This is a genomic window from Sphingomonas japonica, from assembly GCF_006346325.1.
GTDB lineage: Bacteria > Pseudomonadota > Alphaproteobacteria > Sphingomonadales > Sphingomonadaceae > Sphingomonas > Sphingomonas japonica.
The window spans coordinates 1967248-1981775 of the sequence record NZ_VDYR01000001.1 but is presented as its reverse complement, the minus strand read 5'-3'; the positions used below and the strand labels follow the sequence as shown (position 1 = coordinate 1981775).

Sequence of the window (14528 nt, the reverse complement as noted above, 5' to 3'; positions counted from 1 at the left end):
AGCAGTCATGTCGACCAGCACGACCACCCCGCCCCGCGACGACGAAGGCAAGTTCGTGTCGAAGGATGACCAGCACAGCAATCTCGGCCTGATCGCCGGCGCCGCAACCGCCGGCGTGGCGCTCGGCATGCTGGCGATGCTCGGCCGCAAGGCGGCGGTGCAGGCGCCTAGCATGCTGGCAGGCGACTGGGCGGACGCGCTTGCCGCCGAGCACAAGGCGACGCTCAAGATCTTCGACGCGCTCGAAGCGACCGAGGCGCGCAACACCACCAAACGCGCGATCCTGCTCGCGCAACTGAAGCACGCCTTGGCCAAGCACGCGATCGAGGAAGAGAATGTGATCTATCCCGCGCTGCGCGAGGCGGGCAAGATCGAGCAGGCCGACGAGCTCAACAAGGAGCATGGCTACGTCAAGCAGTATCTCTACGAGTTGGAGAACATGCCAAATGACTCGCCCGATTATCTGGCGAAGGTGCGCAAGTTCCGCGCCGATATCGAGGAACATATGACCGAGGAGGAGACGGTGCTGTTCCCGGCGCTGCGCGCGCAATTGTCGGAAGCCAAGAACAAGGCATTGACCAGTGCGGTCAACAAGGAAGGCTTCAAGGTCGCCTGATCGCGCCTACTGACCGAGCGCCTCGATCCGGGGGCGCTCGTCGGGGGGGATCAGCCCGTCGAGGACTGCCCAGAAACCGCCGACCGCGCCTTGCCCCGCAGTGGAGTAGGCGCTCGACATCCGTTCTCGCAGCATCTCGAACAATTGGGTCTCCAGCGCGGCGCCTTCAGGGGTGAGCCGCAACAGGCGCTGGCGTCGATCGCGCTCGCCCGGGCGCATTTCGACGAGGCCCCGTTCGGTGAGGTCGCTCAGCACCCGTCCCAGCGATTGCTTGGTGATCGCGAGCAGCGCCAGCAACTGGCTGACCGTGAGGCCGGGCTGGCGGGCGATGAAATAGAGCGAACGGTGGTGCGCCCGGCCAAGCCCGGCTTCGGCTAGGCTGGCGTCGACCGACCGCGTCAAGTGGCTGTAGCCGAAATAGAGCAGTTCGACCCCGCGGCGGATTTCGGGTTCCCGCAGGAACAGCGGCGATGCCGTGCGCGGCGGTTCGGTGCGATGCGGATCAGGTCCGGGTTGGCCAGCCATGTTGACCTATTCTGCCACCGGACCTAGTCCTGCGCAACCGCACCACCCGCCGATACTGCGCGTGGAGTGCCGTGGAGGGGAGCAAGATGACCGATCCGATCGAGCCATTCGCCGTCGAAGCGAACCCGTCCCCGGTCGATCCCGCCGCGCGCGCGGCAATCCTTGCCGACCCCGGTTTCGGCAAGTCGTTCACCGATCACATGGTGTCGATCCGCTATCGCGCGGGACAGGGCTGGTACGACGCGCGGGTGATGCCGCGCGGTCCTGTGTTGCTCGATCCCGCGACATCGGGCCTGCATTACGCACAGCAGATATTCGAGGGGATGAAGGCGTACCGAACCCCCGATGGCAGCGCCGCGCTGTTCCGTCCCGCCGCCAATGCCGCACGGTTCCGTGCATCGGCAAAGCGTATGGCCATGGCCGAATTGCCCGACGCGCTGTTCCTCGAGTCGGTGCGCGCGCTGGTGCGTGCGGATCGAGACTGGATTCCACCCGCGGCCGGGAGCGCGCTGTACCTTCGCCCGTTCATGTATGCGAGCGAGGTGTTCCTGGGCGTCAAGCCGGCGACGGAATATCATTATCTGGTCATCGCATCGCCGGCAGGACCCTATTTCAAGGGTGGCGCGCCGGCGATCAGCATCTGGGTCTCGCAGGATTATAGCCGCGCCGCGCCGGGCGGCACCGGCGCCGCCAAATGTGGCGGCAACTATGCCGCCAGCCTGATCGCGCAGGCCGAGAGCATCGCCGAAGGCTGCGACCAGGTCGTGTTCCTCGACGCGCGCGAGTGCCGCTATGTCGAGGAACTTGGCGGCATGAACCTGTTTTTTGTGTTCGACGACAACCGGATCGTCACGCCGCCGCTGACCGGTACCATCCTGCCCGGTATCACGCGCGATTCGATCCTGACGCTGGCCGCCGACATGGGATTGCAGGTCGAGGAGCGTGCCTATGCCATCGACGAATGGCAGGCCGATGCCGCGAGCGGGCACCTGCGCGAGACGCTGGCATGCGGCACCGCCGCGGTGGTGACGCCGGTTGGCGCAGTGCGCGGCCGCGACCTCGATTTCCGCATCGGCAATGGCGGGCCCGGCGACGTCACCTCGGCGCTGCGCGACCGCCTGGTCGCGATCCAGCGCGGCGAGGCGCCCGATCCGCACGGCTGGGTCGAGCGCGTCGACTGACGACGGCGATCTGCCTCTTCCATCACCGCGCAAGGCGGCTATAAGCGCCCTTCGCCGATCATGCTGGGGCGTCGCCAAGTGGTAAGGCAGCGGCTTTTGATGCCGCCATTCGTAGGTTCGAATCCTGCCGCCCCAGCCAGATTTCCGAATCCCGAGCCGGCTATTTCGCGCTCATATAGCCATGCATGGCCAGCCACCGGGCGAAGGCATCGAACCAGCCGGTGCTGGTGGTTTCCTTCGGATACATCCCGAATCCGTGTCCGCCTTGCTCGTACAGGTGGAACTCGACCGGACGTTTCGCCTTCGTCCAGCTTTCTATCAGCCCGTAGCCGCTATTGCCGAACAAGGGATCGTCGGCAGCGAGCGCCACGAACAGCGGCGGCGCATCGGCGGGCACCGTTACGGGGGCCAGTGGGCCATAGACGTTGCCGATAAAGGCGGGCTTGGCATCCTCTCCCGCAAGTGCGGTCGCCATGGTCAGCATCGCTCCGGCCGAAAATCCAACCATGCCGATCCGGTCGCGATCGACGCGCCATTCGCCTGCGCGCGAGCGAACCAGCGCGAACGCGGCGCGGGCATCGGCGATCTGCGGGGCAAGTTCGCCAAAAGCGGCACGCGGGTCCGACCGTCGCGGCGGGCCGCGCGACACCATCTCGCGCATCGACGTCGCGAACGCGGTCAGGTCCTGCGGAGTCTGGTTCAGGCGATATTTGAGAACAAAGGCCGCCACGCCCCGCGCTGCCAGCGCACGCGCGACGTCCCATCCTTCATTCTCCATCGACAGCGAGCGGAATCCCCCGCCGGGCGCGACGATCACCGCCGCCCCGGTCGCCTTGGCCGCGTCGGGAAGGAACGGCGTGAGCGTGGCGGTGGTGACATTGCGTGCGAAGACGCTGCCATATTGGCTGTGCCATGCTTCCGGCGCGGTCGCTCCCGGCAGTGGCCCGGTGGCGAGCGGGATCGCGTCTTGCTGAGCCGGAATGGCGATCGGGGTCATCCGATCGTCCTGCGCCAGGGCGGGGCCGGCAGTTGCGCCGACGAGGGCCGCCATTCCCGCCAGCCATATCGCCAGCGGCTTTAGCCAACTCAACCCGAATGGTGGCGTCTGGGTGCGCATCGGATCAATCTCCGGAAGGGGGTGTGGGGGCATGCTGCGGCTCAGCGGGGGGAACCGATATGCCGGCATCCGTCTGGACCACCGGCTTCATCGTGCCGTCGGGGTTGTATGCGAGATGCTCGACGGTGACCGCGCGCCGCCCGATCGCACCATTGAGGTCGCCGATCGACAGCGCGGCATTGTGGAGGAACAGATACCAGTCCCCCTTGAATTGCGCGATGCCGGGATGGATGGTGAAGCTGTATCTGCCGGAGCCAGTAAGTTCGCCGCGATAGGTCCACGGCCCCTGAATCGACGACGCGGTCGCATAAGAAATCTTCTCGTCGCGGTGCTTCGATCGGTCGAGCGAGGCATAGGTCAGGTAATAGAGGGCGCCGCGCTTGTGCAGCCAGGGTCCCTCCTCGAAATGCGGCGGTGTGATCTCGGTGATCGGACCGTCGATCTCGATCATGTTGGGCTTGAGCCTGGCGATGTAACACTTGCGGTTGCCCCACGCGATCCAGCTGGCGCCGTCATCGTCGGTGAAGACGGTGGGGTCGATATCCTCCCAGCTATGCGTGCCCTTCGGCGTCATCTGATTGGTGATCAGCGCCGACCCCTTGGCATCGACGAACGGCCCGGTCGGGGAATCAGCCACGGCAACTGCGATCGCCTTGCCGGGATGGGTGTCGTCATGCTCGACGGCCGCGTAGAACCAGAACTTGCCGTCCTTCTCAATCGCCTGCGACGCCCAGGCGTCCTTCTTGGCCCATTTGAAGTCCGCCACGTTCAGGATCGGGCCATGGTCGGTCCAGGACCGCATGTCGCTGGTCGAATAGACCAGCCATTCGCGCATCGTGAACATCTCGTCGCGCTGCGCCTCGTCATGACCGACATAGAGGTAGAGCCGGTCGCCGACGACCAGCGGCGCGGGATCTGCGGTGAATTTGTCCCGGATCAGGGGGTTAGCGCCCTGCGCGCGCGCTTGAACCGACTGTGCTCGGACCGGCGGCGCCGAAGTTACCGCTATCATCACAAGCGATGCAACCAGCGCGCTTTTCATCATCACTCTCCCGACCACACGCCTTTTGCGACATCATTAGTCTGAGTAAATCGCTCGTCAACCGCGGAGGGTGGGTCTGGCACGTGCCACTGTGCGGCTGAGGTCGTCGACCAGCGGGATGCCGATCCGCAGTTTCGCAGTCGGTCGCGTAACCGCGCCGACTGCGCGGATCGCCTTGGCAAATCGACGCCAGCACACTTGACAAGCATGATGGTGGTGATAGCGTTACCAGACAGTCGGCGTCCCGCAACGGGCGTAACGGTTGCTGAAGCCTCGATAAAGAGGTCGGCCAGGAGGGGATATCAATGGCAATCTTGCTGCACCGTTCGGTGCTCGTGCGTTCCGCATCCGTGATCGCGGTCGCTGCGTACCTCGCAATTCCTAGCACCGCATTCGCCCAGACCGAACCCGACCCGGCGGTGGCGCAGGCCGATCCGACCGGTGCGCAGACGCCTCCTGCCCAGGACGAAGGGTTTGGCGAAGACATCGTCGTAACCGGCATCCGCGCCGCGCTGGACGAGGCGATCGAGATCAAGCGCAGCTCGGCCGGTGTGGTTGATGCCATTTCCGCCGAGGATATCGGCAAGTTCCCCGACACCAACCTCGCCGAATCGTTGCAGCGCGTAACCGGCGTGTCGATCACCCGATCCAATGGCGAGGGCTCGCAGGTCGCCGTCCGCGGCTTCAGTGGCGGCTTCAACCTGGTGACTCTGAACGGACGCCAGCTGCCATCGACCACCATCGATCTCAGCACCGGCAATGCGTTCGCCGCGGGCACCGGCCGTTCGTTCGATTTTCAGAATCTGGCGTCGGAAGGCGTGTCGCGGCTGGAAGTCTACAAGACGGGACGCGCCAACATCCCCTCGGGCGGTATCGGCGCGGCGATCAACGTCGTGACGCGTCGGCCCCTCGATGCGGGTGAGGACGGTTTCTCGGGTTCGATCGGCGCCAAGGCGCTCTACGACAGCTCGATCGAGGACGCCGAAAGCGATGTCAGCAAGATCACTCCCGAATTGTCTGGTCTGCTCAACTGGAAGAACGCCAGCGAGACGTTCGGCGTATCGGTATTCGGCAGCTATCAGCTGCGCGAATCGGCGTCTGTCCAGTCCAACCCGAACTATTGGAACATCGTGCCGCTGGCCGATTTCCTGAACACCGGCGGCACGTACATCACGCCGACGACCAACATCACCAACACGCCGACGACGCCCTATGTGCAGATCCCGAACGACAGCCGGTATCAGTTCTCGGAGAATCGCCGCGAGAGGCTGAACAGCCAGGCGGTGATCCAGTTCAAGCCGACCGAAACCCTCGAGTTCACGATCGACGGTCTCTATGCGCGCAACAAGCTGCGCGACCAGCGCAGCGAGCAGACCAACTGGTTCCAGCGCCCCTTCACCGACGTCACCTTCGACGACAACGACCAGATGCAGACCGCGATCATCCTGGCGGAATCGGTGGTCGCCGATAAGGGGTATGAACAACAGAGCTTCGCCACCGATACCGAGCTGTATTCGATCGGCGGCAATGTCCGCTGGCAGTTCGCCGACGCGCTGTCGCTGACGCTCGACGCCAACCATTCGAAATCGACGACGGTCGGCGACAACCCCAATGGGTCGTCCGCGGTCACCTTCGCGATCGGTGCGCCGGTCCGCGACAGTCACCGGGTCGACTTCTCGAGCGGCTTTCCGCAGCAGTCGGAAACGATCGACGATTGCAGTGCGACCAATGGCGGGCGCGGCGGCAACTGCAATGGCGTTCTCGACCTCGGCGATCTGGGAACGCAGATTGCTCGCGTCATCAACCAGGAGCAGGAAGCCCGGATCAACCAGTTCGGTGCCGATTTCGAATGGGATCTGGGCGGCGACAGCAGCTTCAACTTCGGCGGCGACTATGTCGATGCGAGGATGCGGACGGCCGGTTCCAACACGCAGCAGCTGCTGGGCGATTGGGGCATTGGCGACACCGGCATCGTCGAGCAGATGGCCGGCGACCTCGTGTCGACCTATTGCCTGACCTGCAAATTCGACCGCTATGATCCGGGTTCGACTGATTCGGCGCTGGTGGCGTTCCGTGCAAATGCGAACGACCTGCTCAACATCTTCTCGCCCTTCTACGAGAACGTGCCGGGCCGGAACACCGCGCTGCAAGGTTCGAACGACGATACCGTCAGCGAAAAGACCTGGGCGGTATATGGCCAGCTGGCCTGGGGCGGCGACATTGCCGGACGTCGCGCGAATGCGCTGATCGGCGTCCGCTACGAACAGACCCGGGTGAACTCGGTGTCGCTGCAATCGGTGCCGGTGTCGATCAACTGGGCGTCGGACAACGACTTCTATGTTGCGGGCGGGCCTGCCGGTGATGCGATCACCCAGAAAGCGGAATACGACAATCTGTTGCCGTCGCTCGATTTCAACATCGAGGTGCTCGACGACGTGGTCGCGCGCACGTCGTTCAGCCGGACGCTGGCACGCGCCGACTATGGAAACCTGTTCGCATCCGCGACGGCAGGCGCGCCCAACCGACCGACCGCGCTCGGTGCGGCCGCGGCCGGTGCCAATGTTCGCGACCCAGGGCTGCTGCCGCTGGTATCGGACAATTTCGACGTCTCGGTGGAGTGGTATTACAAGCCTTCGAGCTTCGTCTCGATCGGCTTCTTCAACAAGAATGTCCGTAACTTCATCGGAACGCAGGTCACCAACGGCAACCTGTTCGGTCTGCGCGATCCGGGATCGGGGGCTCCAGGCTCGCGCTCGGGCATCGCGCTCGACTATCTGACGACCAATGGGCTTCCGCTGAGCGACATCAACCTGTTCGCCTACACGGCGCTGTTGGTGCAGAATGGCGGCGATCAGGGCGCGGCGTCGGCGGCGTTCCAGGCCGGGATCGACCCTGCCACCGGCGAGCTCGGGACCGCATTCTACAACAACCTCGCCACCGCGGTGGATATCACTCCAGACGAAAACGACCCGCTGTTCGACTTCGCCATTTCCGGCCCGGTCAACAATCGCGAAGGCAATATCCACGGCTTCGAAATGGCGTGGACGCACTTCTTCGGCCAAAGCGGCTTCGGGCTGGCGGCGTCGTACACGATGGTGAGCGGCGACGTGAACGTGGATCCCTATGCCGACCCCAACGTCAACGTGTTTGCGCTGACCGGGCTCGGCGACAGTGCAAACCTGACCGGCATCTATGACAAGAACGGCTTGTCGGCGCGGATCTCTTATAACTGGCGCGACAAATATCTGTCGGGCACCAACCAGGGCGGCAACCGCAACCCGCTGTTCACCGACACGTTCGGAACGCTCGATGCCAATATCAGCTATGACATCAGCGACAGTTTCGCCGTGTCGATCGAGGCGGTCAATCTGACCAGCGAACCGTTCCGTCAATATGCCCGCACCGAGACCAACCTCGTCTATGTGCAGGAGTTGAAACCGCGCTTCTATCTCGGCGCGCGCTATCGCTTCTGACGACATGGCGCGGCGTGGACGCGCCGACGCCTGAGGAAAAGGGGGGAGAAAGGCCGCCGCATGCGATGCAGCGGCCTTTTTCTTTCATCGGCGGACCACGTGCTGCTAGACCCGGGACGGAACAAGGCCGGACACGGATGAATCAGGTTCAGATCAACAATGTCGATCACGCGCAGCTGCGCGTGAAGCCGCTGGCGGGCGCAGCATTCGGCGATGCCGCCAACCAGGCGCCGATATTTCCCGTCGAGTTCGAGGAAGTGCAGCGCGAATTCGCGATCGTGTTCCGCCGGCGCGAGGCGGGGATCCAGGCCTATGCCCTGCTCGGCCTCGATTCACGGGAGAATCTGTATCTCGCGGATGATCGCTGGATCAGCCGCTACGTCCCGGCCAGCCACCGGCGAGGACCCTTTGCCATCGGCCAGGCGCGCGAAGGCGATGACGGAATGCCGGGCGAGCCGATGATCCATGTCGATCTCGACGATCCGCGCGTGGGTGCGGAAGACGGCTTGCCGCTGTTCCTGGAGCATGGCGGCAATGCGCCGTATCTCGACCATGTCTCCGGCGTGTTGCGGCTGTTGTATCACGGCATGCAGCAGGCGGGGTCGAGCTATGCCGGGCTCGACCGGGCCGGGCTGCTCACCCCGGTCACGTTGACCGTCGACGTGACCGAAGACCGCCGCTTCACAATTCCCGACGTAGAGGTCGTCGATGTCGAAGCGCTCGCCGCGCTCGGCGGTGAGATACTGGAAAAGCTGCACCGGTCGGGCGAGCTGCGGCTCGCCACGCTCGCGGCGGCGTCGCTCGGCAATATCCAGCAGCTGATCCAGGCGAAGCGATCGCGCCTGGACGAGGGCGCTTGACCACGATGCCCGCCGCAGTCACCCGCCGCACGCGTGTGATCGACGGAACCGATGCAACGACGCTGCCCGTTGCAGAACTGATCGAAAGCGGCCGACCGGCGATCCTGCGCGGCATTGCACGGCATCTGCCGCTGGTCGCTGTAGGGCAAGCCGGTCCCGAACTGGCGATTGCCTGGCTCAAGCGGTTCGATGGCGGACGTCCCGTGACGGCGTTCGTCGGCGAGCCGGGCATCGGCGGGCGCTTTGGCTACATCGGCGATTGCACAGAGCTGAACTTTGTTCGTGAGCGCGGATCGCTATCGGACTATCTCGACCGGCTGCTTGCCGGGATCGGCAGCGCCGACGCCCCCTCGATCTATCTGGGCTCGACAGATATCGACCAGTATCTTCCCGGACTGCGCGCCGAAGCGGCGCTGCCCTTTGGAGACCGGCAGCTGATCGATCATCCGCCGCTGGTCAGCATCTGGATCGGCAACCGCACGATCGCGTCGGCGCATTTTGACATGTCGAACAACATCGCCGTCACGCTGGTCGGGCGCCGGCGGTTCACGCTGTTTCCGCCGGATCAGGTGGCGAACCTCTATCCCGGTCCGTTCGATCTGACCCCGGCCGGACAGATGGTCTCGATGGTCGATTTCGACGATCCGGACTTGGTGCGCCATCCGCGCTTCGCACAGGCACTCGAAGTGGGCGAGGTGGCAGAGCTGGAGCCGGGCGATGCGCTGATCTATCCCGCCTTGTGGTGGCATCAGGTCGAAGCGCTCGATCCGTTCAACGCCATGATCAACTACTGGTGGAACGCCGCCCCTCCGTTCGTGGACACGCCGATGACGACCTTGCTGCACGGACTGCTGTCGCTGCGCGGACGGCCGGACCATGAAAGGGCAGGATGGCGGGCGCTGTTCGACCATTATCTGTTCGCCGATCCCGAACAGGCGACCGCGCATCTGCCCGCGGCGGCGCACGGGTCGCTAGCACCGCTGGACGGCGCAGAGGCACGCCGCCTGCGCGCGCGCATCTTGCAGAAGATCAACCGGTGAACGCCGATCGTCCCAAACAGCGCGTCGTCATCGCCGGCGGGGGTACGGCCGGATGGCTGGTCGCGGCGGCGCTTGGCAGGCTGCTTGGCCAGTTGATCGACGTGACGCTGGTCGAATCGGACGAGATCGGAACGATCGGCGTCGGCGAATCGACGATCCCGACTGCGCGCACCTTCCACCGGCTGCTGGGCATCGACGAGCGCGCGTTCATGCAGGCGACCAACGCCAGCTTCAAGCTGGGCATCGCCTTTGAGGATTGGGGCGCGGTCGGCGAACGCTATTTTCATTCGTTCGGCGTGCTCGGCCGGTCGACCTGGATGGCGGATTTCCATCACATCTGGTTGCGCGCGCGCGACGAAGGCGATGGCAGCGCGCTGGGCGACTATTGCTTCGAACTGCAAGCGGCGGAGGCGGGGCGGTTCGCCACGTCGGACAAGGCGACGATCAACTACGCCTATCATCTCGACGCCAGCGCCTATGCGGGCTTTCTTCGCGGCGTGGCCGAGGCCGCGGGGGTCAAGCGGATCGAAGGCCGCATCGCCGACGTCCGCCAGGCGGCAGAGAGCGGGTTCATTACCGGGCTGGCGCTGCAATCCGGGCAGGTGATCGAGGGCGACCTGTTCATCGACTGCACCGGCTTTCGCGGACTGCTGATCGAAGGCGCGCTCGAGACGGGGTATGAGGACTGGACGCATTGGCTGTCGACCGACAGCGCGATCGCGGTGCAGACGCAAGCCACCACTGACGCCCGTCCCTATACCCGCGCGGCCGCCCACCGCGCCGGCTGGCAGTGGCAGATTCCATTGCGGCACCGCGTCGGCAACGGCCTGGTCTTCGCCAGCGAGTTCGTGTCGGACGACGAGGCGGCGGCGATGCTGGCCGAGCGTGTCGACGGTGCGATGTTGACCGACCCGCGCGTGATTCGCTTCCGCACCGGACGCCGGAGCAAGGCGTGGAACCGCAACTGCGTCGCCTTTGGCCTTTCGAGTGGTTTTGTCGAGCCGCTGGAATCGACCAGCATCCATTTGATCATGATCGGCATCATGCGTCTGGTCAAACTATTCCCGTTCGACGGGATCAACGAGGCGCTTGTCGATCGCTACAATGAGCAGTCGCAGCGCGAGCTCGAAGGCATCCGCGATTTCATAATCCTGCATTATCATCTCAACCGGCGATCCGATTCGCCTTTCTGGAGCCGCTGCCGAGAGATGGCGATCCCGGACACGCTGGCACAGCGTATCGCCCTGTTCGAAGAGAGCGCACAGGCATATCAGGATGCGCACGACCTGTTTCGCGTGGACAGCTGGGTGCAGGTGATGCTGGGGCAGGGACTTGAGCCCAAGACGCATCATCCGATGGCGCGGCTGATGTCGCGCGATCAGCGGCGCCAAGCGCTCGGCGACCTGAAGCGCAATATCGCCAGCGCCGTCGCCACCATGCCGAGCCATCAGGCGTTTCTCGACCAGTACGGCGCGGCTTCGCCCGCGCGCTGAGTTCGACCGGGCGTACTTCGGATAGTGCGATTTCGCGCAGCGATGCCCATATCGCCCGAATGGACATGATCACCGTCTGGCACGATGGCACGTGCCCGCTGTGCCGACGCGAGATCGCGCTGATGCGGCAGCTCGACAAGGCGGGGCGGATCGAATTCGTCGATGCCTCGGATGCGACGACTTCCTGTCCCGCCGATCGCGCGGAACTGCTGTCGCGCTTCCATGCAAGCGAGGACGGGGTACTTCTGTCCGGCGCCGCCGCTTTTGCCGCGATGTGGCGTGCGATCCCGATCCTGCGCCCGCTGGGGCTGCTGGCAAGGCATCGGCCCGTGCTCTTTCTGCTCGAGCGCGGCTATCGCCTGTTCCTGCGGCTGCGGCCTGGATTGCAGCGGTTGATCGCCGGCAGGTCGGTGGCATGAGGCCGCGTCCTGACCCCGTTGGGCCCGGGCAGGAGAGCGTCTGGGATTATCCGCGTCCCGCCATCGCCGAGCCGAGTGCCGCGCGGATCGTCATCGTCCATCGCGGCGTTACCGTCGCCGATACCACTTCCAGCATCCGCACGCTCGAAACCAGCCATCCGCCCAGCTACTACATCCCGCGCAGCGATATCGCGCCGGGCGTGCTGCGCCGCGCCGAGGGAAGTTCCTTTTGCGAATGGAAAGGCGCGGCGACGTACTGGGACGTGATTGTCGGCAGTGACGTGTTGGAGCGGGCCGGGTGGAGCTATGCCAGCCCCACAGCGGGATTTGCGATCCTGCGCGATCATGTCGCCTTCTATGCGGCACCCTTCGACCGTTGCACCGTCGATGGCGAGACCGTGGTCCCGCAACCCGGCGGCTTCTATGGCGGCTGGATCACCTCGGCCGTGGCGGGGCCGTTCAAGGGCGGCCCCGGCAGCCGCGGCTGGTAAGCTGCCGGAGTCCAGACAGGGCGCTGGTGCTCCTTACTCGCGCGGTGACCGGGCGGCTGCGAGCACGTCGCTGGGCCAGGTAACAGGTTGCTGCGTCTGCGGATTGAACACGCCGCCGGGATAGCGCGCCGCACCGGCTGCGGCGATCTGCGAAGCGGTCAGCGCCTCGCTGGGCTCGAGCGCCAGCACGTCGAGCCCGCGCGTGATCTCCGTTCCGTAGATATGCCCGCGATACCAATATGCCGACCAGAAACCACCGAGCACCAGTTGCTTGGCATCGATCGGTCCGCGATCGAAATAGGCGATCTCGCGCGGGCTCTCGCTGTCCGTGAAATCGACCACCGAAATGCCGCCCTGATACCAGGCCTGTACCAGGATGTCGCGGCCGGGCACCGGTAGGATCGACCCGTTATGCGCGACGCAGTTCTCCATTTCGCCCTGCGGCGCGGGCAGCTTGTACGTGCCGCGCCGGACGAACTTGCGATCGACGATGTCGTAGATCGCGTCCGCGCCATAGCCCTTGGGATCGTAGGTCCGGCACCGTGGGCGGGCGCCGCCGCCCCATTCGTCGGTGAAGATGACCTTGGTGCCATCATTGTTGAAAGTCGCCGAATGCCAATAGGCGAAGCCGGGATCGCTCACCGCATCGATGCGCTTGGGCCGTAGCGGATCGGAAATGTCGAGCAGGATGCCGTTGCCCGAACACGCGCCGGCCGCGATCTTCTTCGACGGGAACACGGTGATGTCGTGGCACTGGTCGGTGCGATTGGTTTCCTGCGTACCCGCGCCGTGATCGCCGCCCCGCCACAGCCCGGCGATCTGGCCGGTGCCCTCATCGGCAAAGACGCGCGGTCGATTGACGATCCGCGCACGCGACGGGTCAGCAACCGGGATTTCGATCACGTCGATGCTGAACAGCGCGGTGCGCTGGTCGCCGGGCACGTCGCCGACGCACCCGGCTAGCTCCGCACCATCGCGCACGCCCGCTGTGCCGGAATTATAGACGATGATCCTGCGATCGTCGGCAGAGACGATCGAATGGGTGTGGCTGCCGCGACAGGTCTGGACCTGCCCGACCTGGACCGGCCGGGCGGGATTGGACAGGTCGAAGATGCGCAGCCCGCGGAAGCGTTCGGGGCTGGCCTCGCCCTGAACGCCTTGCAGCCCGCAATCGACACGACCGCGCGTCTGTTCGACCGACATCAGCAGCAGGTCGCCGGCAATCGAGACGTCTCCCTGTCCGCCGGGACAGACCACCGAGCTGACGAGCGAGGGAATTCCGTCCGTCCCCAGCCGATAGACGTTGAAGCCGTGATAATTGCCCGTCACCAGCATATCGCCCGAAAACGCCATATCGGTGTTCCAGAAGCTGAGCAGCGACGAGCGCTCGCCAAACTGGGTGTTGTCCTCGCCATCATTCTCGCCGCGCTGCGCCGCGGCTTGCGCATTCGCCTGCGCGGGAATGGGTGGAGCGAGGCCACCGGGGTTGGCAGGATCGAAGAACCCCGGCGGCTTGGGCAGCGATTTGACGAGGCGCATGTTCCAGGCCGCCACGCCCGGCTTGGCAAGCCCTGCCGCCAGCTGCGTCCGCGGATCGCCGGACAGCCCCGCCAGCATCGCGCCCATGCGGTTAATCTCGGCCTGCTGTTCGTTGCGCACGTCGCTGGTGAACTCGAACAGCGCCGGATCATAGGCGGAGCCGGGCTGTGCCAGCAGATCGCGCACCATGGCGATCGCGCCTTCGTGATGCGCGATCATGCGCGTGAGGAACAGCCTGTCGAAGTCGGTCCCGCGCGCGGCCGCCAGTTCGGCCATCTGCTGCGGCGTCGCCATTCCCGGCATCATTGCGTGCGCGGAGGCGGATCCCGGACTGTTCATCGCGTGGCCGGCATGCGCAGAATGATCGTCAACACCGGTCGGCGTCGGCACGGCGTCGCCGTGATCCTGAAGCCATTCGCGCATGAAAACGATCTCGTCGGCCTGCGATGCGCGGATGCGATCCGCCACGGCGACCACGTCGGGCGTATTGGTCCGGCTCTGCACCAGCGCGACCATGTCGACCGCCTGCTGGTGATGCTGGATCATGCCACGCATGAACGCGATATCGTCGGGGGAGTAGCGGGTATCGGCGATCCGGCTCGCCTCTCCGGCGCTGAGTGCGCGACCATTCTGCCCGGGGGCGCCCGGCTGAACGATGGGCACTTCCTGTGCCGCGGCAGCGCTGGAACCGATAATCCCGAGAACGCCGACGAGAGCGCCCACCTTCCTGCA

The 14528-nt window shown here is 65.0% G+C and carries 12 protein-coding genes and 1 tRNA gene; 9 read left to right on the top strand and 4 right to left on the bottom strand.

What is annotated here, in order from left to right:
- Nucleotides 1-7 precede the first annotated feature (7 nt).
- A complete protein-coding gene (locus FHY50_RS09755) occupies nucleotides 8-616 on the top strand; it encodes a hemerythrin domain-containing protein (protein WP_140048258.1) in 609 nt (202 codons plus the stop codon).
- 6 nt (nucleotides 617-622) lie between these two features.
- Here FHY50_RS09755 and FHY50_RS09750 read toward each other — a convergent pair whose 3' ends face one another.
- The gene (locus FHY50_RS09750; RefSeq protein WP_140048257.1) at nucleotides 623-1141 is read right to left on the bottom strand and encodes a MarR family winged helix-turn-helix transcriptional regulator; all 519 of its coding nucleotides are present in this window, start codon (nucleotides 1139-1141) and stop codon (nucleotides 623-625) included.
- 86 nt (nucleotides 1142-1227) lie between these two features.
- Between FHY50_RS09750 and FHY50_RS09745 the strand changes: the two genes are divergently transcribed.
- Together FHY50_RS09745 and FHY50_RS09740 are read left to right on the top strand one after the other, a co-directional pair.
- Nucleotides 1228-2322: a branched-chain amino acid aminotransferase gene (locus FHY50_RS09745; RefSeq protein WP_140048256.1), complete on the top strand. Its 1095-nt coding sequence runs from the start codon at nucleotides 1228-1230 to the stop codon at nucleotides 2320-2322.
- Nucleotides 2323-2386: 64 nt separating this feature from the next.
- A tRNA-Gln gene (locus FHY50_RS09740) sits at nucleotides 2387-2461 on the top strand.
- Between the two features lie 21 nt (nucleotides 2462-2482).
- On the opposite strand, the gene FHY50_RS09735 is transcribed toward FHY50_RS09740, so the two are convergent.
- Both FHY50_RS09735 and FHY50_RS09730 read right to left on the bottom strand, forming a co-directional pair.
- Nucleotides 2483-3373 (bottom strand): alpha/beta hydrolase, encoded by an 891-nt coding sequence (locus FHY50_RS09735; RefSeq protein ID WP_243846818.1) that lies wholly within the window; start codon nucleotides 3371-3373, stop codon nucleotides 2483-2485.
- A 70-nt stretch (nucleotides 3374-3443) separates the two neighbouring features.
- Nucleotides 3444-4481, bottom strand: coding sequence for a glycoside hydrolase family 43 protein (locus FHY50_RS09730; protein WP_244935323.1), 1038 nt, complete (start codon nucleotides 4479-4481; stop codon nucleotides 3444-3446).
- A 305-nt stretch (nucleotides 4482-4786) separates the two neighbouring features.
- Between FHY50_RS09730 and FHY50_RS09725 the strand changes: the two genes are divergently transcribed.
- The 6 genes from FHY50_RS09725 (at nucleotide 4787) to FHY50_RS09700 (ending at nucleotide 12257) form a co-directional block, all read left to right on the top strand.
- Nucleotides 4787-7954, top strand: coding sequence for a TonB-dependent receptor (locus FHY50_RS09725; protein ID WP_140048253.1), 3168 nt, complete (start codon nucleotides 4787-4789; stop codon nucleotides 7952-7954).
- 137 nt (nucleotides 7955-8091) lie between these two features.
- Entirely contained in the window at nucleotides 8092-8814 is a 723-nt protein-coding gene (locus FHY50_RS09720) for a SapC family protein (RefSeq protein WP_140048252.1), read from the top strand.
- A 5-nt stretch (nucleotides 8815-8819) separates the two neighbouring features.
- Nucleotides 8820-9854, top strand: a complete 1035-nt coding sequence (locus FHY50_RS09715) for a cupin-like domain-containing protein (protein ID WP_140231126.1) — start codon at nucleotides 8820-8822, stop codon at nucleotides 9852-9854.
- Nucleotides 9851-11347, top strand: coding sequence for a tryptophan halogenase family protein (locus FHY50_RS09710; RefSeq protein ID WP_140048251.1), 1497 nt, complete (start codon nucleotides 9851-9853; stop codon nucleotides 11345-11347). Before FHY50_RS09715 ends, FHY50_RS09710 begins: the two co-directional genes overlap by 4 nt.
- Nucleotides 11348-11406: 59 nt before the next feature.
- Nucleotides 11407-11766, top strand: coding sequence for a thiol-disulfide oxidoreductase DCC family protein (locus tag FHY50_RS09705; protein ID WP_140048250.1), 360 nt, complete (start codon nucleotides 11407-11409; stop codon nucleotides 11764-11766).
- On the top strand, nucleotides 11763-12257 hold the full coding sequence (locus tag FHY50_RS09700) for a DUF427 domain-containing protein (RefSeq protein ID WP_140048249.1): 495 nt from the start codon (nucleotides 11763-11765) through the stop codon (nucleotides 12255-12257). The genes FHY50_RS09705 and FHY50_RS09700 overlap by 4 nt, the downstream gene beginning before the upstream one ends.
- 33 nt (nucleotides 12258-12290) lie before the next feature.
- Here the strand turns inward: FHY50_RS09700 and FHY50_RS09695 are convergent, their stop codons facing one another.
- Complete coding sequence (locus tag FHY50_RS09695; protein WP_337250271.1) at nucleotides 12291-14519, bottom strand: DUF305 domain-containing protein; 2229 nt, start codon at nucleotides 14517-14519, stop codon at nucleotides 12291-12293.
- Between the last annotated feature and the right edge of the window lie 9 nt (nucleotides 14520-14528).